This window comes from Marinoscillum furvescens DSM 4134 (assembly GCF_003386095.1).
GTDB classification, from domain to species: Bacteria; Bacteroidota; Bacteroidia; order Cytophagales; family Cyclobacteriaceae; genus Marinoscillum; species Marinoscillum furvescens.
Genome location: NZ_QREG01000006.1, coordinates 190,946 through 215,665, shown reverse-complemented (window position 1 = coordinate 215,665; position 24,720 = coordinate 190,946). Strand labels below are relative to the sequence as shown.

Annotated in this window: 18 protein-coding genes; 14 read left to right on the top strand and 4 right to left on the bottom strand. The window is 47.7% G+C overall.

The features are described from left to right. Nucleotides 1-513: 513 nt before the first annotated feature. The gene (locus C7460_RS08825; RefSeq protein ID WP_147302895.1) at nucleotides 514-1,080 is read left to right on the top strand and encodes a hypothetical protein; all 567 of its coding nucleotides are present in this window, start codon (nucleotides 514-516) and stop codon (nucleotides 1,078-1,080) included. Nucleotides 1,081-1,268: 188 nt separating this feature from the next. Here C7460_RS08825 and C7460_RS08820 read toward each other — a convergent pair whose 3' ends face one another. The 4 genes from C7460_RS08820 to C7460_RS08805 all read right to left on the bottom strand — a co-directional run bounded on the left by C7460_RS08820 (nucleotide 1,269) and on the right by C7460_RS08805 (nucleotide 6,113). Continuing rightward, nucleotides 1,269-3,221: a carbohydrate-binding protein gene (locus C7460_RS08820; RefSeq protein ID WP_115867724.1), complete on the bottom strand. Its 1,953-nt coding sequence runs from the start codon at nucleotides 3,219-3,221 to the stop codon at nucleotides 1,269-1,271. A 185-nt stretch (nucleotides 3,222-3,406) separates the two neighbouring features. Continuing rightward, nucleotides 3,407-4,633, bottom strand: a complete 1,227-nt coding sequence (locus tag C7460_RS08815) for an NAD(P)/FAD-dependent oxidoreductase (protein WP_115867723.1) — start codon at nucleotides 4,631-4,633, stop codon at nucleotides 3,407-3,409. 1 nt (nucleotide 4,634) lies between these two features. Beyond that, nucleotides 4,635-4,943 (bottom strand): 2Fe-2S iron-sulfur cluster-binding protein, encoded by a 309-nt coding sequence (locus C7460_RS08810; RefSeq protein WP_115867722.1) that lies wholly within the window; start codon nucleotides 4,941-4,943, stop codon nucleotides 4,635-4,637. Between the two features lie 6 nt (nucleotides 4,944-4,949). Further along, nucleotides 4,950-6,113: a cytochrome P450 gene (locus C7460_RS08805; RefSeq protein ID WP_115867721.1), complete on the bottom strand. Its 1,164-nt coding sequence runs from the start codon at nucleotides 6,111-6,113 to the stop codon at nucleotides 4,950-4,952. A gap of 285 nt (nucleotides 6,114-6,398) precedes the next feature. On the opposite strand from C7460_RS08805, the gene C7460_RS08800 reads away from it, so the two are divergent. From C7460_RS08800 to C7460_RS08740, 13 genes are all read left to right on the top strand, one after another. Further along, the gene (locus C7460_RS08800; RefSeq protein ID WP_115867720.1) at nucleotides 6,399-7,511 is read left to right on the top strand and encodes an alcohol dehydrogenase catalytic domain-containing protein; all 1,113 of its coding nucleotides are present in this window, start codon (nucleotides 6,399-6,401) and stop codon (nucleotides 7,509-7,511) included. 9 nt (nucleotides 7,512-7,520) lie between these two features. Continuing rightward, nucleotides 7,521-8,327: an alpha/beta hydrolase gene (locus C7460_RS08795; RefSeq protein WP_115867719.1), complete on the top strand. Its 807-nt coding sequence runs from the start codon at nucleotides 7,521-7,523 to the stop codon at nucleotides 8,325-8,327. Beyond that, a complete protein-coding gene (locus C7460_RS08790) occupies nucleotides 8,324-10,807 on the top strand; it encodes a glycoside hydrolase family 2 TIM barrel-domain containing protein (protein WP_115867718.1) in 2,484 nt (827 codons plus the stop codon). Before C7460_RS08795 ends, C7460_RS08790 begins: the two co-directional genes overlap by 4 nt. A gap of 133 nt (nucleotides 10,808-10,940) precedes the next feature. Further along, nucleotides 10,941-13,121, top strand: a complete 2,181-nt coding sequence (locus C7460_RS08785; protein WP_115867717.1) for a T9SS type A sorting domain-containing protein — start codon at nucleotides 10,941-10,943, stop codon at nucleotides 13,119-13,121. 203 nt (nucleotides 13,122-13,324) lie between these two features. Further along, nucleotides 13,325-15,505, top strand: coding sequence for a T9SS type A sorting domain-containing protein (locus tag C7460_RS08780; protein WP_115867716.1), 2,181 nt, complete (start codon nucleotides 13,325-13,327; stop codon nucleotides 15,503-15,505). A 2-nt stretch (nucleotides 15,506-15,507) separates the two neighbouring features. After that, nucleotides 15,508-16,776, top strand: coding sequence for a glycoside hydrolase family 117 protein (locus C7460_RS08775; RefSeq protein WP_245986267.1), 1,269 nt, complete (start codon nucleotides 15,508-15,510; stop codon nucleotides 16,774-16,776). A 228-nt stretch (nucleotides 16,777-17,004) separates the two neighbouring features. After that, nucleotides 17,005-17,727 (top strand): FadR/GntR family transcriptional regulator, encoded by a 723-nt coding sequence (locus C7460_RS08770; protein WP_115867715.1) that lies wholly within the window; start codon nucleotides 17,005-17,007, stop codon nucleotides 17,725-17,727. After that, on the top strand, nucleotides 17,724-18,731 hold the full coding sequence (locus C7460_RS08765) for a sugar kinase (RefSeq protein ID WP_115867714.1): 1,008 nt from the start codon (nucleotides 17,724-17,726) through the stop codon (nucleotides 18,729-18,731). Before C7460_RS08770 ends, C7460_RS08765 begins: the two co-directional genes overlap by 4 nt. Then, a complete protein-coding gene (locus C7460_RS08760) occupies nucleotides 18,728-19,357 on the top strand; it encodes a bifunctional 4-hydroxy-2-oxoglutarate aldolase/2-dehydro-3-deoxy-phosphogluconate aldolase (RefSeq protein ID WP_115867713.1) in 630 nt (209 codons plus the stop codon). Before C7460_RS08765 ends, C7460_RS08760 begins: the two co-directional genes overlap by 4 nt. Continuing rightward, nucleotides 19,357-20,514: a galactonate dehydratase gene (dgoD, locus tag C7460_RS08755; RefSeq protein ID WP_115867712.1), complete on the top strand. Its 1,158-nt coding sequence runs from the start codon at nucleotides 19,357-19,359 to the stop codon at nucleotides 20,512-20,514. The genes C7460_RS08760 and dgoD overlap by 1 nt, the downstream gene beginning before the upstream one ends. Before the next feature lie 72 nt (nucleotides 20,515-20,586). Beyond that, a complete protein-coding gene (locus C7460_RS08750) occupies nucleotides 20,587-21,942 on the top strand; it encodes a GntP family permease (RefSeq protein ID WP_115867711.1) in 1,356 nt (451 codons plus the stop codon). Then, complete coding sequence (locus C7460_RS08745) at nucleotides 21,939-22,973, top strand: SMP-30/gluconolactonase/LRE family protein (RefSeq protein WP_115867710.1); 1,035 nt, start codon at nucleotides 21,939-21,941, stop codon at nucleotides 22,971-22,973. Before C7460_RS08750 ends, C7460_RS08745 begins: the two co-directional genes overlap by 4 nt. 130 nt (nucleotides 22,974-23,103) lie before the next feature. Then, nucleotides 23,104-24,546 carry an alpha-L-fucosidase gene (locus C7460_RS08740; RefSeq protein ID WP_221409487.1) on the top strand — a complete coding sequence of 481 codons (1,443 nt, stop codon included), beginning with the start codon at nucleotides 23,104-23,106 and terminating at the stop codon, nucleotides 24,544-24,546. Nucleotides 24,547-24,720 lie beyond the last annotated feature (174 nt).

Genomic DNA, 24,720 nt, shown 5'->3' with positions numbered 1-24,720 from the left:
TGGGTCTGATTTCGTTGATAGATGTGGTCAGTGCATGGATCGTCGCTCCTTTTTCTTAAGAGTCCAGGGCTGTTTCTCCGACCTCCGACCTTACTTTTTCAACGTCTGACCCTGTTTCTTTGACGTTCAGTATGATTTCTTTAACCCCAACCCAGTTTCGGCGACAACTGGCTTACAATCAACAAATACCAGGAAATAAAGGCATGGCTGAATTGAATAATTTCAATTAGATCAACACTATTTTCAGACTCACTTTGTTAATTGAATAGATATAAATTATTTTGTTAATACTATGAGCGAGAAGAAACGAATTGTACAAGTCAAAAATCCCAAGACTGGGAAGTACGTCAAGATAGATCGCGAGAAGGGAAGAATTGTGGCTCATAAAAAATCCGAAGGCCCATTTAAAGGAGTTGCAGTTGCTCGTAAGCGTAGTTAATGATCTATTACAACCCGACTGATAATGACGTTCTAACTCAGTGGATTAGATATAATCCAAGAACAGCGTTCATTATGACACAGTTAGGAGGAAAGCGATCTGAGGAACTTACTCAAATTCTTGCGGAGATAGCTCAGATTTTGACATCCAGAAATATTGATTCGAAGGATGCCAATTCATTGATCACTGGAAGAGATTTTCATACTAAAATTTGGAAACTGGCCTTATCCGTTCCTTTAGGCATAGCTGTGGTCTCTGAAACAATGGAGCAAACAACCATTGCAAATATTTATTATGAGATAGGACTAATGAATGCACTGGGTAAGGAGACCCTGGTTGTAAAGACAAAGGGGTTCAAAGTTCCTTCTGATTTCGTTAGAACAGAATACATTAAACATTCGCCCAATTTTCAAACGGCATTAGAGAACTTTCTAAATCAAACTTTTGAACAGGCGGAGTATTATGGGATCATGGCGGAAAACCTTGATGCAAAACCCCTGCTGTCTATCGATTACCTTAGGAGAGCTTATTTGATTACTGGGGATTCAAGCTATCGAAAAAAAGCGGTTGAACTGCTCGATATACATGAGTTTGATGAGCATAACCTATTAATGATTCGCAACTATTTCGATATTAAGTAATAGCAATATAGTGTAGTCATATACCTTGTCTAAAACTAGAAATGCCCTATTTCGATCAACTCAGAACCGTTTAAACAGGACTGCCTCTGAGCATGTGCACGAAACAGTCCTGTTATGATGATAGGCTTATTTAGTCCTGAATGGTCAATAGTCTAGCCTCACACAAAACTTTACTGACCAATTCGGATTTAAAGCTTGATGCGAATCTGCTTATTGTATTCGCCTGCACTTACACGCAGTAGGTAGAGGCCTGGCTTCAGTGCCTGAGCTCTCGGGTCCAGCTTGATGAGCTGCTGCCCCTGCTGAAGATCGCTCACCTGATCAGCAAAAACCACACGTCCATCCATGGCCACCAATTCCATTTTTAAATCTGCTTTTTCGGTCAATGTGAGGTCCACGTTGAGTAGCTGGTTTGGAGGAAGAGGGTTAGGGAAAGCATTGGCTTCAAATGTAGGTGCTTCGGTGATTGTGGTGTTATCAAATCGGGCACCAGGCGACTTCCATGCCGACCAGAAGTTGAGGTTGAGTCCTGAGGAAATCACCTCAATTCTTACCACATGTTGGCCCGAACTCATCGTTACATTAGGTACTGTGATGGTGTAGTAGCTTTGCCAGCCACCTGTGTTGTTTACATTGAGTGTGCCGGACACATCGCTACCATCCACTAGAATTCTAAATTGCCCGTTGCCATTGATAGAGGCTACGCGAGCATAGAAGTGATAGCTTTGTGTGGTGTTGACATTTACGGTGTATTCCAGCCACTCACCAGGCTGCATCCAGCCCACATTGTATGCGCCATTGGTATCTCCAGTTGTTTCGATATCTACTCCATCGGTTCTGTAGGCTCCGCCGTTGTTAGAAGCGTCTGTGTCGTGATAGGCTACACCTTCTCCACCAAGATCGTAATCTTGAGCTTCTACTCGACCAGGAATGGTCCATGCAGAGCCACCATAAGGAGATTGGCCACTGCCACCAGTAGTCACTGTCACATTGTTTTTCTGGCAGAAATCAATGTTGGTAGTCCAGTTGCCACCAACCGGACGGATGCTTACTTTAAAGATGTAATTGGACCCTGCAGCTGGTGCTGATGGGAGGTTGATGGTGACAGAGGCCGTGCCAGATCCGGCACTCACTGTTGTTTTGCCACTAGCAATCCAGTTGTTGTCCCAAAACTCTACCACCACATCACGTGACTGATTTGCGGAGTAGGGAACACTTACCGTGATAGAAGTGGACGACTGAATGGAAGAAGGAAGCGAGCTACAGCTCACGGTTTCAGCTCCACCTCCAGAAGGTGTGTTCACTACGTATCGATTCCAAAACTTGGAGATGTTGTCGGCATCTGTGCCAATGTTGAAAATCCACCAGTTTTCTACACAGTCCGAATAATCTACACCACCTCCCGCGATGTTTGGGTTTTCCCATGATGCATTCCAGTTGTCGCAGATGTTGTCTGCCTGCGTCCAAAAGGATCTTGCAGAGGCGTTCGGATTGCTTGCCGACTTGGCCTGATTCATCCATGTGGTGTTGCCTGTATTGTACTGCGGTGTGGCATTGTTGCCATTGCCATCGGCAATTTTGTTGTAGTCCGTGTTGTTTTTTACCCAGTTGAGCTTCCATTGCGTGGCTTTGTCTTCATTCCACTGGCTGTGCTGCACCACAATCACTTTGGACTGCACAGTAGAAAGAGACACACCCGCATTGATTACAGCCTGTAGCATGTCATAGGTAAAGTCTGACTGGCCTGCTTCCTGCACGAAGACTTTACCTCCGCCATCTAACACAGCTTTTACCTTGTCGCGTACCCGGTTTACGGAGGCGCTCCAGTTGGCATTTGCGTTGGTCCATTTTTGATTTTCAGGACCAAAAAGGTTGTTGTAATAGCCCGGTACAGCGGTGGTGATAAACGTACCACCTTGTGTGCCGTAAGCTCCGGCCACTGCATAGTAATCTACACCAGCCAGGTCCGGATGGATGAGCATAGAAGCGAGAGCGGCAGCAGCATGTACATCGTCTTCATCCGGTTTGAGGTCAAAGTTGGCAAGCAGTAGATCTGTATTCTTATTGAAATACTGCCTGGAATTTCCGTCGAGACAGACGGAAAATGCGAGAGTGAGTAGTAACAATAGCTTGGTTTTCATAAGTGTTAATTTTTAGTTAGAAATTGATTTTCAATTGGTTAACCAACTGTTAATCTACTAACCGTCACTTATGAGGTCCTGAACAAACCGTTGCGCTATGTTAGGGAGGGAGTGGTGGTGACTATAAGAAAAATCATCTCACCGATGCACAACGCAATGGATTCCGTTTATCAAAATTCTCAGAATTAAACCAAATTCCCCGGCTTGAGCGGAAGCTCGGTATTGGCAAGATTTTCTTTGTTGACCGAGATGCGGTCTTTGATGAACTTGGTGCCCAGCACATACGCCTTGGCATTGTTTACGGCATCTACAGCGAGCAATTCGTCACCCTTAAAATACCACGCTGATTTTTTGAGTCCTTCACCGGGTTCGTCGCGGAGGATCACTTGTGTATAACCTTCCGACAGACCCACCATTTGCAACTTGGCATCATACTGGTCTGACCAAAACCACGGGATGCTATCGTAGCAAGCTTCTTTGCCGCATATTGAGGCAGCCGTTACCTTGGCTTGATCTACTGCGTTTTGGACCGATTCTAATCGAACAGGCCTGTTGTAGTGTTTGCTGTGGTGGAGCGTGCAGTCACCCAGGGCGTATACGTCAGGATCGTTGGTTTGGGTCTGTTCGTTCACCACTATGCCGTTGGTGGTTTTCAGGCCGGCGGCTGTTGCCAGTTCAGTGTTTACGCGGATGCCCACACCAACAATGATCAGATCGGCTGCATAGGTGCTGCCATCAGCACAGTGCACCGCATCAGTAGTTATTTTAGAGACATTCTTTGAGCAGGCGATCGTAGTGCCATTGGCGGCATGCAGCTCAGCAAAGAAAGTGGACATTTCCGGTGAAGTTACACGTGGTAGGAGGCGTGCTTCGCGCTCGAGTACAGTCACATCTAGTCCGAGTTTGCGCAGCGAGGCAGCAATTTCCAGTCCGATATATCCACCGCCGATGATCACCGCCTGCCTGGGTTTGGCTTTTAGCGCCTCGCGTATGCCTAGTACACCTTCAGCAGTGCGCAGTACGTGTACATTAGCGGCCTGTGCAAGTCCTGCGATAGGCGGGACAAATGGCCGTGCTCCCGTAGCCAGTACCAACTTGTCATAAGGTTGAGAAGTGCCGGATGCAGTGGTAATTGTTTTAGCTTCACGGTCTATTGTAGCTACTTTTTCACCCAACCTCAGGGCAATGCCGGCCTTATCATAGCTTTCTGCAGCTTTGAGTGAATGCTTTTCTATGGCATCATCGGAAGTCAAAAAAGTCTTCGATAGTGGCGGCCGGTGGTAGGGCAGGTGTGAGTCCGCATCATAGAGGATGATAGCGCCTTCCCAACCTTCTTTGCGTAGATTAAAGGCACAGTTAACACCCCCGTGGCTGGCGCCTATGATCACACACGTCATTGCTTTCGTATCCATACTAGTTGGCTACTTGCAGCACTATGCCGTTCAGGTCTTCACTGATTTCGATCTGACAGCCCAGTCGGCTGTATTCATTGGCATTGTCATCCAGCTCCAGCATGTCTTCCTCTATTTCACTGGCCTTACCTACTTTGTCAAAATGCTCGGGGGCCACGTGCACATGGCAGGTAGCACAGGAGCATACGCCCCCACAGTCTCCGTCTATGCCTTCCACATTATTTTCTTTGGCCAGCTCCATGATGTTGCCTGAAGATGCTTCTGCGGTGATCTGGGTACCAGTTTGTGTGATAAATGTAATTTTTGCCATTGGTTGTTATCCTTTAGTTTCTTCAAATTTTACTTTCAGGCTATCAAAGCCCACCTTGCGCTTAAATTCACCCCATTCTTCTATGTTGTCCTGGTGGTCGGTGATTTCCATCTTTCCGATGCGTTCGGATAGCGTCTTGATTAAAATTTTTAGTAGTGTGCGGGCATGTGTAGCTCCCAGACAGTTGTGGTGGCTAAAGCCAAAGGCTACGTGTGGGTTTACCTTACGGTCCAGCACTACTTCATTGGGCTTTTCAAAAATGCGTTCGTCTCGATTGGCCGATGCCCACACCAGTGATATTCTGGAGTCTACCTTTTGAGCATGTTCGCATACTTGTGTGTCTTCTGTTACTACCCGTCCCATGTGGGTGAGTGGTGAAAAATAGCGAATCAGCTCTTCCACCGATCGGGTAATGAGCTCTGGCTCCTGGCGTAGACGGTCCAGTGATTGCGGATGCTCTGCAAAGTAGGCAATGGTGTTGGTGACGGCATTGATTACTGTATCACGCCCTCCGGCGAAAGTCAGGATCATGACGCCTTTAACCTCTTCGCGCGTCAGCTTTTGCCCGTTTACCTCAGAGGATAGCAGCACCGAGTAAAGGTCCTCACCGGGAGACGCCAGGGCTTGGTCTATCTGCGCATCGATGTAGTCATACAGGATTTTGGCTTTATCGCCATCTACAGGACTATCTTCACTTCTAAATACATGTGTGCCCCATTTGATCCACGTTTCGGATTCCTCCAGGGGAATGTTGAGCAGGACTGTGAGCGCTCTGGATTGGAGCTTCAGTGCAAAATCACTGACCACCTCCAGCTCTCCAGCACTTAGTGCCTCGTCAATGGATTGGCCTACGAGCTGCTGAAGCTTTTCCTGATAGGCGACTTCTAGCGGACGCTTAAACCACGGCTCTACCAGCGCTCTGTAGTCCCCATGTGCTGGTGGATCTACCTCGAACGGAATCTGGCGCGTTTCGCGAATGTATTCCTCGTTGGGTACCACGATGCGGCCCGGCTTTGCTCCCGATTGAAACGTCTTCCAGTTGTGCGCGCACTTGCGTACGTCTTTCAGACCCAGTACCATGGTTACATCATCGCCCTGGTCATGCATCTGGCCACAGCCTTTGGTCTTTCGGGCATCCGAAAATGGGTCAGGTAATTCGCTCTTCTTCATCGTGCTTTTTATTTAGGTGAACACCAGCAGATCGCTGAGAGTCCACGTGATAAAATGTAGCAACAAATCACGCCGAATTTGAACGGTAGTTCTTCCTGTATTTTGATGATTTTATATGCTATTATGTTTGATTAAGCCGTATTTGGATCATTTAAATGCATTGAATAACATATTAATTAAAGAGATTGTACAGAATAGCATACTCTTTTGTCAAGATAGGAAAAGCCGCAAATAGCATACGCTAGCACCTTTGTGTATCCTCGAAATGCTAAAAACAGAAATACGATGATACAAGCCAAGTCAGCAATAGCCACAGGAGATGGCGCCTTTCAGATAGATACGGTGCAGGTGCACGATCCACAGCCCGATGAGGTGCTGGTACGTGTGAAAGCTGCCGGACTTTGTCATACCGATTATGACTCGCTCAACTGGGGCAAGCCGATCGTCATAGGCCATGAAGGAGCCGGAGTGGTAGAAGCTGTTGGTGCTGACGTGAGTGAAGTGCAGGTAGATGATGCGGTGATTCTCAACTGGGCCACGCCGTGTATGACGTGTTTTCAGTGTCAGGAAGGCAATCAGCACATTTGTGAAAATCATTCTCCTGTGGTAGCAGGGGGAAATGGCTATACGCCTGGTCATGCGCATCTGGAGGGTACGCAGTGGCAAGGCAAAGCCATCGAGCGGTCTTTTAATCTCGGTACCCTTAGTGAATTTGCTTTAGTAAAATCTTCTGCTGTGGTAAAGGTGTCTGCAGAAAACCTGAATTATGCAGCAGCCAGTATTGTGAGCTGTGGGGTGATGACTGGCTACGGATCGGTGGTCAACAGTGCAAAAGTGGCAGCAGGTAGCTCAGTGGTAGTGCTCGGCTGTGGGGGTGTAGGGCTCAATGTGATCCAGGCGGCACGCATCTCAGGAGCGGCAAAAATCATCGCGATAGACATTAATGAAAATAAACTAGACCTGGCGGCACAGTTTGGGGCAACCCATAAGTTGCTGGCAGATAAGGCAGATAAGGGCCTTTTGGCAGCAGCCGAAAAAGTAAAAGCAATGACCGGAGGGCGAGGAGCTGATTATGCCTTTGAATGTACGGCCATCCCCGCTTTGGGGGCAGCTCCTTTGGCGATGGTGCGCAATGCCGGTACGGCGGTGCAGGTGAGTGGCATAGAAGAAGAAATCACCATAGACATGCGGCTATTTGAGTGGGACAAGCTGTACATCAATCCGCTCTACGGAAAATGTCGACCACAGGTGGACTTTCCCAAGCTCATGAGTCTCTACCACAAAGGTGAACTTCTGCTCGACCAGATGATCACCAGAACTTACTCATTGGACGACCTTCAGCAAGGGTTTGATGATATGCTGAGCGGCGTTAATGCCAAAGGTGTTGTTGTATTTTAATCCAAAGTCATGAACTCAAGTTTTAGAACCATAGAGCTATCCGACCCGGAAAACGAACGCGATGGCTTGCGCTTTATGACCATTAAAACCCCCAACCTGGCAGGAAGAGGGGATTTGTGTGTGTTTGTGCCCGAGGTGCCTGAAGGTACCACAGGACTTCCTATCTGCATTTTGCTGCATGGGGTGTACGGAAGCGCGTGGATTTGGGGCATGAAAGGGCAGGCGCATCTTACTGCCCAGCGGATGATTCATGATGAAGAAATTCGGCCCATGATTCTGGCCATGCCTTCCGACGGGCTATGGGGAGATGGGTCTGCTTATTTTGGGCATCAGGGCAAGCATTTCGATCGATGGATTGTAGAAGATGTGCCGCTGGCTATACGCGAAAACATACCTCAGGCAGATGCTAGCTCCGAGCTCTGTATTGGCGGCCTTTCGATGGGAGGCTATGGCGCATTGTCACTGGGTAGCCGTTTTCCAGAAAAATTCAAAGCCATCTCCGGTCATAGCTCCATTACTGTGCTCGATGAAATGAAGTTTTTCGTAGAGGAGCCTTTAGATGAGTACACGGCCAATTGTGATACACCAAACGTGATCGATTCGATAACGGCTAATCGTGATCGGCTACCCGCCTTGCGGTTTGACTGTGGTGTGGATGACGAACTCATCACGGGCAACCGCACCTTGCACCAACAACTACAGCAGGCTGCAATACCACACACTTATGAAGAGTTCGCTGGTGGTCATGAGTGGCCCTACTGGCAAGAGCATTTAGCAAAGACTTTAACTTTTTTTGATCAAAACCTTCACACATGAAGCGACTCATTTACCTTTTCGCAGTACTGGCATTGGTAAGGTGCCAGCAAGCACAAAACACACGCGAAACCCTCGATTTCAATCAGGACTGGCAGTTTTACCTGGGCACTTTAGAGAGCCCACAGGATCCATCCGTAGAATGGAAGCAGGTGGACCTGCCACACGACTGGAGTATACGTGAAGGGTATAAGGAAGAAAATACAGCTGCCAGTACGGGGTTTGTTCCCGGAGGTGTGGGGTGGTATCGAAAGACATATACACCTGCGCCAGCAGATGCGGGTAAAGTCATTCGTTTGGAGTTTGATGGAGTGTATTGCAACTCACAGGTTTGGATTAATGGTCAGCTGCTGGGTTTTAGACCCAATGGCTACAGCAGTTTTGCTTATGATCTCACCGTTTATGTGAATGTAGACGAGCCTAACGAAATCGTGGTAAATGTAGATCACTCGGCTTACGCTGACACCAGGTGGTACACTGGTTCGGGGATTTACCGTGATGTACGTCTCGTAAAGCTTCAGCCTACACACGTGGCCCACTGGGGCGTTCGCGTAAACACCTCTGAGGTAAGCAGCAGCAGTGCCAATGTAAATCTCGCTGTGCAGCTCAACGGCGCGAGCCCTGAAACCACAGCCCACGTGACGATTCTCAACGATGAAGGATTAGAAGTAGCCAGTAAAGCGCTGGACCAGGATGGAAATGCCACTATCAAGCTTGACAACCCTAAACTTTGGGATTTGGAAAGTCCTCACCTGTACGATGCTGTGGTGAAGGTTTATAATGGAGAAGAGCTGGTAGATGAAAAAGCTGTTCGATTTGGTGTGCGAGACATTGCGTTTACTGCCGACCGGGGCTTTCTGCTCAATGGCAAGCAGGTAAAGATCAAGGGTGTAAACCTGCACCATGATGCAGGTGCATTGGGTGCTGCAGTACCACGCTCGGCCTGGGAGTATCGCGTGCGTAAGTTGCAGTCCATCGGTGTAAATGCCATCCGAATGTCACACAATCCGCACTCGGTGGATTTGCTTGACCTCTGCGATGAGCTAGGAGTGCTCGTCATGGATGAGTTTTTTGACGAGTGGCATGTGCCCAAAGGCAAAAACCTGAACTACATCGGCGACAATGCCGCCAAAGGTGAATTAGCTGCCGGTTACAGCGAATATTTTCATGAGTGGGCTGAGCGTGACCTCAAAGACCTCATCCGTCGGGATTACAACCACCCATCGGTGATCATGTGGAGCATTGGCAATGAGATAGAGTGGACTTTTCCTGACTACAGCAAAGCGTACCACCAGGTCAATCAGGGGATAAATGCTTACGGCGAAGCACCCAATTTTGATCCAGAAACTGTAAAAGCAGCATTTGATGAGGTGACACAAGGCAAGGACACCCTGGCTACAGTAGCTCAGCAGCTGGCCGCCTGGGTGCGAGAGCTGGATACCACCCGTGCCATCACCTGTGGGAGTGTGCGCCCGTCTGTAGCGGCGGTGAGCGGCTATGCTGATGCGGTGGATGTGCTTGGGTTCAACTACCGCCAGATGAGCTATGATGCTGCGCATGAAACCTACCCGGACATGAAAATCATTGGTTCGGAAAACTGGGGTGACTACACCGAATGGAAAGCTGTCAATAGCCGGGATTTTGTAGCGGGTATGTTTGCCTGGACGGGCTTTGCCTACCTGGGAGAGGCCGGGCCCTGGCCCCGTAAAGGACTGGAGATTGCTTTCTTCGATTATGCAGGCTTTAAAACACCACGAGGGCACTTTTTTGAGACGCTTTGGGTGCCGGCACCAAAGACCTACATGGTAGTAACCCCGGCTAGTAAATCAGAATATTCTTTTGATCCAGAAAAGGGATGGCAGTTTGAGTTTCAACTCAAAAAAGCCCCTATTTGGCCTGCGCTGCGTCGCTGGGAGTGGTATCAGCACGTAGAGCAGCACTGGAATTTTGAAGAAAATCAAGACATGATTGTGCAGGTCTATACCAATGCAGAAGAAGTAGAGCTTTTCCTCAATGAGCGAAGCCTGGGCAAGCAAGCACTTGCCGATTTTGCCGATGACAACATCATCAAATGGTTGGTGCCCTATGCGTCTGGTACCCTCAAGGCTATCGGGTATTCGTCGGGCAAGCAGGTGTCGGAGTATACGCTTACAACCGCTGGTTCACCATCAGTGATTAGTTTGGATCAGAACAAAAATACCTACGAAAAGGGAGAGCTCGCCTTTGTTACCGTGCAGCTAATGGATGCGGCGGGTCAGCCTGTGAGGCACGTGGAACGTTCGGTCAGCTTTGAAGTAACGGGAGGTGAGCTGATAGCGGTAGACAATGGCTCCGAATACAATGTGGAGAACCACTACAAATCATCAGTTACTACGAGTTTGGGCCGGGCATTGGCCATTGTGCGGGTGACGGATCCGGGTACGATTCAGGTCAGTGCCAGAGGTGAGGGGCTTGCTTCTGCTTCGGTAGTGCCTGGACGTTGATTGGTATTTTCTATTCAATAACGGGGGCTAATTGTTTGGTGACCAAAACAGCACAAAACCACCGTGCTGTTTTGAGGGCCGAATGATTAGCTTTTCTTTTTTTCTGATACACTAAACCAAAACCAACTATTAAATGAATTCATTGATCAGACCACTGCTTGTTTCATGTTTCGCGCTGCTGATGATTTTGGTAGCAATACCTGGCGTGTCACAACCACCAGCTCCACCAGCGGGGAAGGTTTGGATCAAAATACCCGCCATGTCAGATGAGTTTGACGCCAATAGTCCTGATACGGAGAAATGGCGCGTGTTTGACAAAGGGGACTCCTGGGACCGTACCTCTGCCTTTGACAAGCGGATCCATGAGGTGGTTCACGACCCAAAAACCAATAATTACTTTCTCACCATGAACCCTATGTGGTATTATGAAGATGAGCAGTTTACCAAAGGCGATCGGACTTATCTTTTTGCTGGTGGGGGTATGGATACCCGAGCTTTGGCAACTTACGGCTATTTCGAGGTGCGACTCAAGGCTAGTAACTTCCCGATGGGCAGCGGGGTGTTTATGAACTCCCGAAAGACCAGCTCAGACATTTGCGACGAAAAGTACCACACGGAGCTGGATATCATCGAAAACATGAGCTATGATGGTCCTGGTGCCAATACTACAGGCTTTAACTTCCATCAGAATGTAAACTCACACGCCAAACCTTTCAAATCTGAAGGTGGAAACTGCGTGAGCCTGCCCTACGAGTCCACCAAGAGTGGGGTGAAGTCTCAGCCGCTGGAAGGGCCGCTGGACTTCAATACCGTAGGCATGTGGTGGAAAAATGCCAATGAAGCCGAGTTTTACCTCAATGGAAGAGCTTTTGGAACGATCACGCCCACACGGAATTTTAACCTACCCATGCCGGTGATCATTGTGATGGAAACTTACACATGGGGTAGCGATGAAAACAATGCCGGAAACCCTAAGCCTGAGGCTTACATGTTTGAGGATGAATTTCGTACCAAAGAGCAGCGCGCTGTGACCTACGACTGGGTGCGAAGTTGGCAGTTGGTAGACGTGGATGCCAGCGTGTTCAATGATCAAAACAATGCCATAGCCTTTCACCAGCCAGAGGCACCGACTTATGCCGGAGACCAATTGGACAAAACCCTCATCTACTCACTGGCAAAGGAAGCCAGGGTTACTACAGAGCTGTTACGTGAATCAGGGAAGAGCTTCTTTCGTTCGTCAGCCAAGGTACCTGCAGGGGTACATTCCTACCACGTTAATGAGACTTTTTATGAGTCTTTCGAGGCAGGTAAGACCTACGTGATGATTGCACGGCTCGAAGATGAAGGGGAGGTGCTTTCAACTGATACGCTACGGTTTACTCCAGAGGAAGAGCCCCTGGAAAACAAAGTCTTTGGCGATATGCTGCCCACACGGCTAGAACCCACCTCTACGGGCTACGCCGTGCAAGTACGCTATGAAGCAGATGGACCTATGGAGATCAGTGGGGAAATCAGAGACCCCAACAATAAGTGGCTGGGAGCAGCTACCTCCGAGCCTGTTTCTGGACGCGGAGTAGTGACCCTAAACCTTCCGGTAAATAGTCCGACCACTCCGGGAGCTGGATACTATTTCAAAGCCCACATCCGACCGGTAGGCTCTAACTGGCAGCAGGCCGTTCATGCCATTAGTAATGCGCCATTTACCGTAGCTGAACCCATTAAACCGCACATGTTGGTGACCAATGCCGAAGTAGAGCTGGTGGAAGACATACCAGTGGTGTCGGTGACTTTTGAATATGGTTCAGAAGAAGATGTGGATATAAGTTTGACCCTTACCGACGAAAACTATGAGCCAAAGGCAGAGAAGCTGCGTGAAGAGCGATTGGGTGCTCGTACGCTCACCAGAAGCATTTTTGCTGATTCGGCACTCGCGACAGGAGAAAACTACCAGGTGATTGTGAAGATGACCAGCCAACAATCACAGGAGGTGTATGCGGATACACTATCCGACATCTCTATCGTGAATCCAAACCAGCCTACAGATGTATTGGCGGTGCCCAAAAGCCAGGCACTCAGTGTATATCCTACTCCTGCACATGATCAGGTAAATGTCAGGTTGCTCGAGCCAATGTTTGCTTCCATGCAGGAGGTAAGGGTGTATGATCTGGCTGGCAATGCACTGGCCGTACCGGTAAAATTGGATGCTGCCAAGCATACCGTCCAACTGGGTGTGTCACCTTTGCCAGGTGGTGTCTACGTTGTGCAGATAACGAGCGCTGCAGGACAGGCGCGTACTCGTATGGTGGTGAAGTAAGCAACTCAACAACCCGCTAAACTACTTTAAGCTTCGTGACTGGAAATAGCCGGGAGGTAGCCAACCAAAAGTGGTCATATGCCTTTAGAAAGGGGGTGTTATTTCGTTGTTGAGTTCCTGTCTAGTTGTTACTCCTTATGTTGGAGACTGGATTGGTTAATGTTGATTAAAGCTTATTAATCACAGAATTAAAACCAGAAACGATGCAGAAACGATATACCCTGATGCTGCTCGGGAGTGTGTGCCTGGGGCTACAGACTCAGGCGCAAGATACCGTAGACGTGAATGTGCATGTCAAACATGCTGTCAATGGCTATGCGGACTTTGACCGCTCCAGGCACATCATCTTTCATGAAGACATAGATGGCAATGAGTGGGAGAGCGATCAGCAAAAGATAGACTTGTACGAAGGCTACGACGTATATGCCGGCAGAAACAATGGAGGCATCGTGTGGGAGTGGAACAACACCAAAGAAGATCCGAATAAAGCAGGGTGGCCTTCGGTGGATTATATGTCGGAGCGCGCCGTAAATACCAAAAATGGGTACGCAAACAAAACAAAAATACATTCACTGGAGCACCGCTACAGCAACATGATGATCGGAGGGCAGGAGCACATGTATCCACATGGACAGGCTACCAGAAATGACCTGGTCTATGCGGGACATGAGGCTACGGCTGAGTTTTATACCCACTATCTCGATAAGTTTTTTGGCACTGGAGGGAGCACTGGTAAGGTGAAGCCCAGGTTTCTTGAGGTCCTGAATGAGCCTTTTGTAAAGGCCAATAAACTAAATACCACTCGAACCGAAATTGCCAGGTTTCATAATGTGGTGGCGCAGCGTGTGAAAGAACTGAACCCTGAGGTAATGGTGGGTGGCTACTCTGCTGCACACCCAATGTTTGAAGCGTCCGACTTTAACCACTGGCGCAACAACTGGAAGATGTTTATAGATGTGGCTGGCGAAAACATGGACTTCTTTTCCTTTCACCTGTATGACAATGCGCCAGAAGGGGTAGATCAGATGGAGGCGATGACCTACCGGAGTGGTAGCAACATGCAGGCGATCATGGACATGATCAATCACTACAGCTACCTCAGGCTGGGGGAGACCAAGCCCTGGTCGGTTAGTGAGTACGGATTTTTGTGTAGTGGGTGTGAAGACAATAGTCCATACCTGGAGCGTGAAGATTGGTACAACCTGCGTTCGTTCAACTCCATGTTTATGCAAATACTGGAGCGTCAGGATCAGATTGTACATTCCATTCCTTTCTTTTTGCTAAAAGCCAACTGGGCCAAACCTGCCGGTGCCGAGTATAATGGCTACCAGGCACGCCTGATGCGCGAACTGGGAGAGCTGCCCGGAGAGCCTGCACATGGAGGCTATATCTACACACACCTGCTCAAGTTTTTTCAGTTTTGGGTAGAGCTAAATGGTACACGCATAGATACCTATGCCACCGATCCCGATGTGCAGGTGGATGGCTATGTGGACGGAAAAAACCTGTTTGTGCTCATCAATACGCTGGAGCATGCAGATACAGATGTAGTGCTCAACCTACAGGGGATTTCAGACAAAACCCTGCAAAAACTCACCGTAAAACACCTGTATGCAGATGCCAACGAAGTGCCTGTGCTGGACACCACCTACTATACAGAGGCCATAGATCAGCTTACCATTAAAAATCAGGCTACAGCGCTGCTCAAATACGAGTTTGCCGAAGAGGTTACCCTGACTGAGGAGAACAACGAAACGACCTACTTTGCCGATCAGTACTTTCAGCCGATTAGCGCCAATGCAAAGCAAACCTATGTGTTTAGCAATGTACAGCTGACCGAACATGGTGAAGCAATCCTTCGGCTGGGGCTGGGGCGTGACCATGGGCAGAGCCTGAAGCCTACGTTGTTGATCAATGGCGCTAAAGTGGAGGTGCCAGATGACTGGAGAGGGTTTGATCAAAAAACACGCGATCGTTTCTTTGGAGTGATCGAAGTGCCGGTGCCTCATGATGTTTTAAAGGCAGAGAATACCGTAGAGCTGACTTTTCCTGACAATGGTGGTCACCTGACTTCTCTGGCACTGCAGGTATTTAACTTCAGTACAGAAATAGCGCGTTCCAAAAAGGTGGCTACCGCCGAGGTGCTGAATGCTCCTGCTGGAATGGGGAAGCTGCAGGTTGCTCCTAATCCTGTACACGACTCCTTTGTGATCAACCGATCTGAGGGGACCTTCAGGATACTAGACATGTCTGGAAAGACTTACGGTCAGGGGCAGTTTGCCACCAATGGGAAACTAGATGTGGCACACCTGCCACAAGGTGTATATTGCCTACAGGTACACTCGGCTACCGCAGTAGAAAACATTCGGTTTATAAAACAATGAATATGATGAAATCTAAGAAACAAACGATAGCGCTGGTAGTGCTGATAGCGCTGAGCTTGCCTGCAGCCGTAGCTCAGGATACTGAAGCCTTTCCTTTTTGGCTGCCCAAAGAAAAGCCTGACCGAGAGCTGAGTGCGGCGATGAATCGCAACTATGAAGCCTACGATGCGCCACGGCCGGAGGACAATGAGCTTTACACACAGTTTCGGTATACTGAGCTCAAGGGATTTGATTATAACAACTACGATGGTACGATTACCCGCAGAGATCCCTCAAAGGTGATCTATGAAAATGGTAAGTACTATGTATGGTACACCTACCGAAATACGAAGGTAAAACCTGTAGGGCTGCGACGTGCTGCGGAGGCCAACGACACCATTCCCTCGTCTGACTGGGACCTGTCCGAAATCTGGTATGCTACCAGTGAAGACGGCTTCACCTGGGAGGAACAGGGAGTAGCGGTGCCACGTCCGCCTAAGCCTGAAGTAGGCTGGAGGTCGGTGACCACTACGGATATCCTCAAGTGGAAAGGCAAATATTACCTGTACTATCAGGGCTTTATGGAGGCCAGTGGCTTGCGTGGTGATGACTGCCCGGTGGCGGTTTCCTATGCAGACTCGCCAGATGGTCCCTGGACAGCCCATGGAGAAATTGTAATTCCCAATGGGGCTCCGGGAGAGTGGGATCAGTACAGCATACATGATCCGTACCCAATCGTGCGTGATGGCAAAATCTACCTGTACTACAAGTCGGATGCTGATGGAGATCCACGTCTTGTGCGTATGCAGGGACTGGCCATAGCAGAAGATCCACTAGGGCCTTTTACCAAGCACCCACTAAATCCGGTGATCAATTCTGGTCATGAAACCACTCTTTTTCCTTTTCGGGAGGGCGTAGCTGCACTGGTGATCAAAGATGGAAACGAGCACTTTACCATTCAGTATGCTCCCGATGGGGTAAACTTTGAGATTGCGGCCATCACCGAGCTGATGCCGATAGCGGCAGGGCCGTATGTGCCGGATGCATTTACGAACACCGACTATGGCAAAGGCATCACCTGGGGGCTGTCACATTTGGCTCCGGCGTTTGGGTGGGACCCACTGGTGAGCATCCTGATGCGGTTTGACTGTGATCTGAGTCTTGAGGTAGACGATCCAGAGATGAAAGCCCATGGATACTACCATGCCGACCCGAATTTCTACTACCAACATGGACTAAGCAAAAAACAGCGGGAGCGGATCAAAAAAGGACAAGAGGCTAAGGGTAAGTAAGGGCTTGGTGACCTGAATCCTTGAAGCGTACTAGAGTTCGTGTTTATAACCTCCCAGGGCAACTTGGGAGGTTTTTCACTTCTACCATGCCTTCGGCAGGCAGGCAAGCTACCGATGACGTATTTTTCTACGCATTAATTATAAGCTGGTGACCAAGTCGATAATAAGCGTGCAATTTGATGTTGTAATTTGTATGATGTATTACAAATTATAATTACTTTAGTATTTATGTTTCAACAACTAGGAAATAAAAAGTCGCTTTCACTGCAAGTAGAAGAAAGTCTCACAGAGGCCATACGCAGTGGTAAATTTTCGCCGGGGCAAAAGATTCCTACCGAAAATGAGCTGTGCGAAATCTTCAATGTCAGCAGGACAGCCATCAGAGAAGCAATCAAAAAGATGAATGCCAGAGGCATACTAGACGTAAGAAAGGGGAGTGGAGCGTATGTGTCTGAAATAAGCGTGCAAAACGCCTCCGAGACGCTTAACATGTTCTTTGAACTCTCGTCAGACAAAGACCTGGTACGGCAAACGATCAAAACCCGTCAGCTTATTGAGCCCCTAATAGCTAAAGAAGCCGCCAAAGTAAGGAGTGATAAGCACATCGTTTTACTCACTAAAAACATGGAAGCAATGATCCGATGTGATCTGGAAGACAAGAAAAAGGAGGCAGACCTGGACAATGACTTCCATCAAATATTGCTTTCTACTACAGAAAACAGCGTGCTGCAATTGTTGATTTCACCGATTTTTAATCTGATGCCGAAATTCAAGAGTAGTGTTTTTGCCAAGCCCAATGATGGTGATCTGATCAATGAAAAAAACATCATGATCAAGCACCATGAAAATATATTGAGCGCAGTAAGCAATCAAGATTCGAATGCTGCATACACCGCAATGAAAGAACACCTGGAGACAACCTATCACAATTACCTTACTTTCCAACCATGAGTTTTGTAACATTCGGCGAAATCATGCTAAGACTCACACCAAGCGATATAGGAGTACAACTAGACTCCAGTGCTGCATTCAACGTTGATTATGCCGGTGCCGAAGCTAACGTGGCCAGCTCGCTGGGAATCTTAGGAAATCAGGTGAGTTTCATAACCAAGCTTCCGCCTAATAAGCTCGGAGAGGCAGCGATTCGATCGCTCAGAAGCTATGGGATCAATACTGACCGGATATGGCGTGGAGGTGAGCGAATGGGTACTTATTTCATTGAACTGGGATCATCTATAAGGCCATCGAGTGTTATTTATGATCGGAAAAACTCGGCCATCAGTCAGGTCATCGCAGGAGAGGTGAACTGGGAGGAGCTGCTTAAAGACTTCAAATTTCTCTTTATTACCGGCATCACCCCGGCCCTTTCTGATCAATGTGCCAAAGAAACCATCCTGGCAGCCCAGACAGCAAAGAGGTTAGGGCTTCACGTGGGCTTTGATATGAATTTTCGCAGGTCTCTTTGGAATTCTCCAGACGATGCAAGAAAAATTTTTGATGAGCTTTTAGCTTCTACTGACATTCTTTTCTGCAATACCGGAGTGCTTAATGATATCTACCAACTGGAGTATGAAGGCGCAGATGCCTTGGAACAAACAAGCAAGGCAATACCAGAGATTGCTAACCTGTTTTCAGTAGATAAAGTGGTGATGACCGTAAGAGAACATCTCTCGGCGAGTGAAAACCAATTGTCAGGCTTGCTGTATCAGGATAAAACCATATTTTCATCCAATACCTATCTAGTCAATGTTACCGATCGATTCGGAACCGGAGACGCATTCGTAGCTGCATTTCTACACGGGTACAATAGCGGTTGGAACCCTAATGAGGTCATCAATTTTGCTACCGCCGCCTTTGCTTTAAAGCATACCATCAAAGGAGATCAGCACACCAGTAGCGAGCAGGAAATCAGGGCGATCATGGAAGGACATACATCAGGACACGTACTCAGATGACAAGGAAAGAAAAACTGGACATTATTCTAAAAGAAAAAATGGTGGCCATTGTGCGGGTAGCAGACCAAAACAACGCAGCCAGGACTTTGGGGCACCTAATCGATGCGGGAGTAAAAGTACTGGAAATCACTAGCAATACACCGGGATACTTAGAAGAGATTCGAAGGATCAGCGGTGCTCATACAGAGGTGCTAGTAGGAGCAGGAACAGTGACCAATGTCCAAACTGCTCAAGCTTCTCTCGATGCAGGCGCTCAGTTTCTGGTAAGCCCCAATGTGAACATGGAGGTCATCAAGATTGCGCATAAGCATGACGTACCTGTGCTGATGGGAGCGCTCACACCTACAGAAGTAAGTGAGGCTCATGAAAATGGTGCAGACATTATCAAACTCTTCCCTGCGAATAGTATGGGAATCGGCTATTTCAAAGCGATCAAGGCGCCATTGGATCATGTCAAATTCTTTGTGGTGGGAGGAATCAATCTGGAAAATACCGATGACTGGATGCAAGCAGGGGCACACGGCATTGGTGTTGGTAGTGTTCTAACAGGAGACAAGGGCAACTACTCAATCTCCGATACTACAGCAATAGCACGATCATTTACTTCAATTCTTAAAAAATACTAATGGTACCAGATATTATCGAAAACATCGAACTGTATAAAGTGCCTCCAAGGTGGCTGTTTCTAAAAATCACCACCAAATCGGGTGTTGTCGGGTGGGGCGAGCCAGTGGTAGAAGGAAAAGCTGATACGGTAGCTGCTTGCATTCATGAGCTCAAACAATATATCATCGGTAAGCCTGCCCATCTCATAGAAGACACCTGGCAAACTCTCTATAGAGGAGGGTTTTATCGCGGCGGACCTATATTAATGAGTGCCATTGCAGGGATCGATCAGGCTCTGTGGGATATCAAGGGTAAGACGCTCAATGTACCCGTCCATCAGCTATTGGGTGGACCGGTAAGGCAAAAAATGAAAATGTACTGCTGGATAGGGGGGGATCACCCCGAAGTAGTTTTGGATCAAGCCCAGCAAAAGGTGGATGCGGGCTATAAAGCAGTAAAAATGAATGCGACCGGCCCATTGGAATGGGTAGCTTCTTTAAAGGAAATCAAAAAGGTAGCTGATAATATCAAGATACTGAGAGAGGAGTTTGGAGATGGCCTGGATGTGGGGCTCGATTTTCATGGGAGAGTACATAAGCCAATGGTCAAGCGACTCATCGACGAGGTAGCACCTTATGAACCGATGTTTATTGAGGAGCCGGTATTGAGTGAAAATAATGAGGCATTAAAGCATATCTATCAGTATTCTGGGATTCCTATTGCTACAGGCGAAAGGATGTTTTCGCGGTGGGATTTTAAGGAAATTTTGCATGAGGGGATTACGGATATCATACAACCAGACCTCAGCCATGCAGGAGGCATCTCTGAAGTAAGGCGCATCGCCGCTATGACTGAAGCTTATGACATCACGTTGGCACCGCACTGTCCATTGGGACCTATAGCGCTCGCTTCGTCGCTGCATGTAGACTTTGTTTCTCCTAATGCGGTAATTCAAGAAAGTAGCCTGGGAATCCATTATAACAAAGGGTTTGATCTATTGGACTATGTTGACAACCCTGAAGTCTTTGATCTCAAAGATGGGTATATCGATCTTTTTTCGAAACCGGGGCTAGGTGTGGAAATGGATGAGGCAAAGCTGAAAGAAGCTGCCAAAATCGGGCATCAATGGGCGAATCCTATATGGCGGCTTCCGGATGGAAATTTTGCAGAATGGTAAACGAAAACCACGTCCACAACCAATCCGACAAACCGAACCACGAGTAAACTGACCTTACAAACCTGAATTGAAATGACTTACCTAATTGCACTACTTATCGCACTCACCTTCTTGATTGTCGGTATTGTCAGATTCAAAATACATCCATTTTTTGTTTTACTCGCTGCCTCATTGATCTATGGTTTCATAGCTGGAATGGACCCGTCATTGATCGTAGCATCGATCAACACAGGCTTTGGCGGCATATTAGGGAAAATCGGATTGATCATTCTTTTTGGGGTGGTGATCGGTACGATCCTCGAAAAGTCAGGTGGGGCTATGGTTATTGCTACCAGGGTACTGCAAGCGATAGGTGAAAAATCCATTCATCTTGCCATGCTCCTTACCGGGTACATTCTTTCGATCCCTGTATTTGCGGATAGCGCACTGCTCATGATGAATTCCTTAAACAAGGTAATGTCTAAAAAAGCGAACGTATCCTATGCCGGAACTACAGCGGCTCTGGCTATGGGGCTTACGGCCTCTCATGTGATGGTTCCGCCCACACCGGGGCCTATCGCTGCAGCGGGGATATTGGGAGCTAATTTGGGAAATGTGATCTTGTGGGGTTTGCTCGTGAGTAGCCTTTCGCTTATACCGTGCTATTTCTATGCCACCAAAGTGGCTTCAAAAATCAACTTACCAATCAAGATAGAGCCCGTCAGCAACCCAGGCCAAAAGCCAAAGCTTTGGAAATCATTGTTGGCAATCGTCATTCCATTGATACTAATACTATTGAAGGCTGTATTGGAATATCCCGAATTGAAACTTGACGCATCGTCTTTTCTTTTCACGATTATCCATGCACTAAAACTGCCCGTGATTATATCCTTTTTAGGAACACCGATGATTGCTTTGCTGATCGGGGTATTGCTTGCACTACTGCTGCCAGAGAAACTGGACGAAAAGATCTTTTCGTCCTCTGGTTGGATTGGAGAGTCACTAAAAATAGCAGCACCCATCCTTTTGATCACAGGAGCTGGCGGGATTTTCGGAAAGATGTTACAAAACTCAGATCTGGCCGAAACGGTTTCAGGTGGATTTGTAAGTCTGGAAATGGGGTTGTTATTTCCTTTTCTACTCGCTGCATGTCTAAAAACCACTCAGGGATCGTCTACAGTGGCGTTGGTCACCACGGCTTCTATTGTAGCACCAGTGATGACCCCTTTGGCATTAGATACTCCTTTTCTGCAGGTCATGACCGTATTGTCTATTGGGGCGGGCTCTTCGGTAGCCTCGCATGTAAACGATAGCTTTTTTTGGGTGCTTACTCAGCTTACAGGCATGAAAGTCAAGCAAGGGTATCAAGTGCAGACAGCAGGAACGTTCATTTTTGGAGTTTCTGCCATGACCATCATACTAATCATTACTCAACTATTGTTTCCATGAGATACACATTCATCGTTATATGTCTACTAATAGCCGCAGCGTTTGCTTGTCAGCAAGCTGTCCAGCAAGCGGATGATAAAACCCTGTCATTGGAGGTCGAGACCCATTTTGCCATCGAAATACTAAATGAAGAAGGGGAGCGCATCATTGACCCAGAAGCAACGATCAAAATAGAGGCAAGTGGATTCACCTGGACGGAGGGTCCGCTTTGGGTAGAAGAAGGGCAGTATCTACTGTTTTCCGATATTCCCGAAAATAAGGTCTATAAGCTTGACGCAAATGGAGACACTACTACTTACTTGTATCCATCAGGAGTCGCACCGACGGATTTCTCAGGGGCAGAACCAGGTTCAAATGGCCTTATTTTGAATGAGGATGGTGAGCTGATTCTAATGCAGCACGGAGACCGAAGGGTAGCTAAAATGAATGCGCCGATTGCTGCACCTAGAGAGGAGTTCACCGCTATTGTGGACCGGTTTGAGGGGAAAAGACTCAACAGTCCCAACGATGGTGCATTTGATCAAAATGGGAATTTGTACTTTACAGATCCAGCTTATGGACTGCCCAAACAAATGCATGATCCGAGTAAAGAACTCAGCTTTCAAGGGGTCTATTGCTTGCTGGCGGGTGGTGAATTAGTGTTGTTGGATTCGCTAACAAGGCCTAATGGAATTGCCGTCACTCCGGATAATAAGGAATTGATAGTGGCAGTTTCCGATTCTACCCACGCAGTATGGTACCAGTATGACCTTATCGAGCCCGGAAAAGTGACTAACAAAAGAATCCTGAAAGACTTAACTGAGTTGGTGGGTAAAAAAGGGCAGCAGGGCTTGCCAGACGGTCTGGAAATCAATAGTGATGGCTACATATTCGCCACAGGCGCTGGCGGGGTATGGATATTTTCCCCGGAGGGATCTCCAATAGCCAGAATATATACCGGACAGCTGACCTCCAACTGCACGCTAGGCTATGGAGGCAAAAAACTATTTATGACAGCTGATGACTACATACTGTCAGTGACTTTAAAATGATGACATCAATACTATGGAAACTATCATGAACCAACCACAATCAAGCATTCTTAGCAGAAGCTTTTCGATCCCTGTTTTATTGCTGCTTTTCTTTTCCTTAGGGTGCAATCATAAGACGAAGAAAGATGAGATGAACGCTGTAGAACCGATATCCTACGAACCCAGCTGGGAGTCGCTAGCTCAGCATGAAGAAGCTCCTCAGTGGCTCCAGGATGCCAAGCTTGGCATCTACTTTCATTGGGGGGTATACTCGGTGCCAGCTTACGGTAGCGAGTGGTATGCACGCAATATGTATATTCCTGGTTCGTCAGAATACAAGCACCACCAGGCCACTTTTGGCTCGCAAAAGGAGTTTGGGTACCATCATTTCATCCCACAGTTTACTGCTGAGCACTTTGATGCTGAAGAATGGGCCGTACTTTTCGAAAAAGCAGGGGCAAAGTTTGGAGGGCCTGTAGCGCAGCATCACGATGGTTTTGCGATGTGGGACAGTAAGGTAAACCCATGGAATGCAGCAAGTAAGGGCCCAAAAAAAGATATTACCGGTGAGCTCAGTAAGGCCTTAAAGAAAAGAGGTCTGAAGCTCATTACCACTTTTCATCATGCTCGAAATCTCCAGAGAAATGCTGATAAACCAGAAACCTGGGACGGTTATGACAGCCATTTCCCATACCACCCAGATTATCATACTTCCAGCAATGATCCGGAATTAGCGCAGTTTTATGGCAACATCCCCGAGGATCAATTTTATGAAAACTGGTCTGGACAGATAAATGAAGTGGTCAATCAATACCAACCGGATATGATTTGGTTCGATTCGTGGCTGAACTTCATCCCTGAAGACAGAGTAAAGCAAATGTGTGCAGACTACTTCAATGCAGCAGCTAAAGCGGGGCAGGAGGTGACCATCGGCTATAAACAATCGGACCTGCCCAAAGAAGTGGGCATTCAGGACATTGAGCAGGGGGGAAGACGTGATATCACCGAGAGGCCCTGGATGACCGACATCACCCTCAGTAATAAGTCGTGGTGTTATATAGAAGGCCAAACGTATCGCCCCACCTCTATGGTCATGCGAAATCTCATAGATGTGGTAAGTAAAAATGGAGTGGTACTCCTCAATATCTCACCAAAGGCCGATGGAAGCATACCGGCCGAGCAAAGAGAAATATTGTTAGAAATGGGAGCGTGGTTTGATAAATATGGAGAAGCGATTTATGCTACCAAACCATGGGACCTATTTGGGTTCGGGGATGCCAAAGCTGGAGAAGGAACGCACGGTGGGCAATCGTCTAAAGTGCACTATACGGCCAACGACATCAGGTTTACTCAGTCTAAGGACGAAAAAAGTCTGTATATGATATTTCTAGGCAAACCGAAAGTAGGCGACAAGATCAAACTAAGACTTTTGGGAAGGCATAGGTATACTCCCCATTCTGAAATTCAACGCATCGAGTTGTTAGGGACCAATCAGGAGGCTGAATTTATTCATGGTCACGATGCCTTTGAGTTAACCATCCCTGATGCGCCTATGGACGAGATCGCCACGGTTTTTAAGTTGGTGCTCGAATGAGCTCAGTAGTAATATGAAGACGATAGGTGGCGAAGCGATATTAAGAAGGGGGGATGGCATTGCTGATAGGTTAGGCTTACTACACAATACTCAACGTTTAGCAAGGACCACTCAACGTCTAACAAGGACCGCTCAATGCTTAGCAAGGACTGCTCAATGCTTAGCAAGGACTGC

Coding starts and splice junctions, on each gene's coding strand:
- C7460_RS08810 (WP_115867722.1), bottom strand. CDS start 4,943: ATGGCAAAAATTACATTTATCACACAAACTGGTACCCAGATCACCGCA.
- C7460_RS08740 (WP_221409487.1), top strand. CDS start 23,104: ATGAACGCTGTAGAACCGATATCCTACGAACCCAGCTGGGAGTCGCTA.
- C7460_RS08805 (WP_115867721.1), bottom strand. CDS start 6,113: ATGAAGAAGAGCGAATTACCTGACCCATTTTCGGATGCCCGAAAGACC.
- dgoD (WP_115867712.1), top strand. CDS start 19,357: ATGGTACCAGATATTATCGAAAACATCGAACTGTATAAAGTGCCTCCA.
- C7460_RS08825 (WP_147302895.1), top strand. CDS start 514: ATGACACAGTTAGGAGGAAAGCGATCTGAGGAACTTACTCAAATTCTT.
- C7460_RS08745 (WP_115867710.1), top strand. CDS start 21,939: ATGAGATACACATTCATCGTTATATGTCTACTAATAGCCGCAGCGTTT.
- C7460_RS08760 (WP_115867713.1), top strand. CDS start 18,728: ATGACAAGGAAAGAAAAACTGGACATTATTCTAAAAGAAAAAATGGTG.
- C7460_RS08820 (WP_115867724.1), bottom strand. CDS start 3,221: ATGAAAACCAAGCTATTGTTACTACTCACTCTCGCATTTTCCGTCTGT.
- C7460_RS08815 (WP_115867723.1), bottom strand. CDS start 4,633: ATGGATACGAAAGCAATGACGTGTGTGATCATAGGCGCCAGCCACGGG.
- C7460_RS08785 (WP_115867717.1), top strand. CDS start 10,941: ATGAATTCATTGATCAGACCACTGCTTGTTTCATGTTTCGCGCTGCTG.
- C7460_RS08770 (WP_115867715.1), top strand. CDS start 17,005: ATGTTTCAACAACTAGGAAATAAAAAGTCGCTTTCACTGCAAGTAGAA.
- C7460_RS08780 (WP_115867716.1), top strand. CDS start 13,325: ATGCAGAAACGATATACCCTGATGCTGCTCGGGAGTGTGTGCCTGGGG.
- C7460_RS08750 (WP_115867711.1), top strand. CDS start 20,587: ATGACTTACCTAATTGCACTACTTATCGCACTCACCTTCTTGATTGTC.
- C7460_RS08790 (WP_115867718.1), top strand. CDS start 8,324: ATGAAGCGACTCATTTACCTTTTCGCAGTACTGGCATTGGTAAGGTGC.
- C7460_RS08795 (WP_115867719.1), top strand. CDS start 7,521: ATGAACTCAAGTTTTAGAACCATAGAGCTATCCGACCCGGAAAACGAA.
- C7460_RS08765 (WP_115867714.1), top strand. CDS start 17,724: ATGAGTTTTGTAACATTCGGCGAAATCATGCTAAGACTCACACCAAGC.
- C7460_RS08775 (WP_245986267.1), top strand. CDS start 15,508: ATGATGAAATCTAAGAAACAAACGATAGCGCTGGTAGTGCTGATAGCG.
- C7460_RS08800 (WP_115867720.1), top strand. CDS start 6,399: ATGATACAAGCCAAGTCAGCAATAGCCACAGGAGATGGCGCCTTTCAG.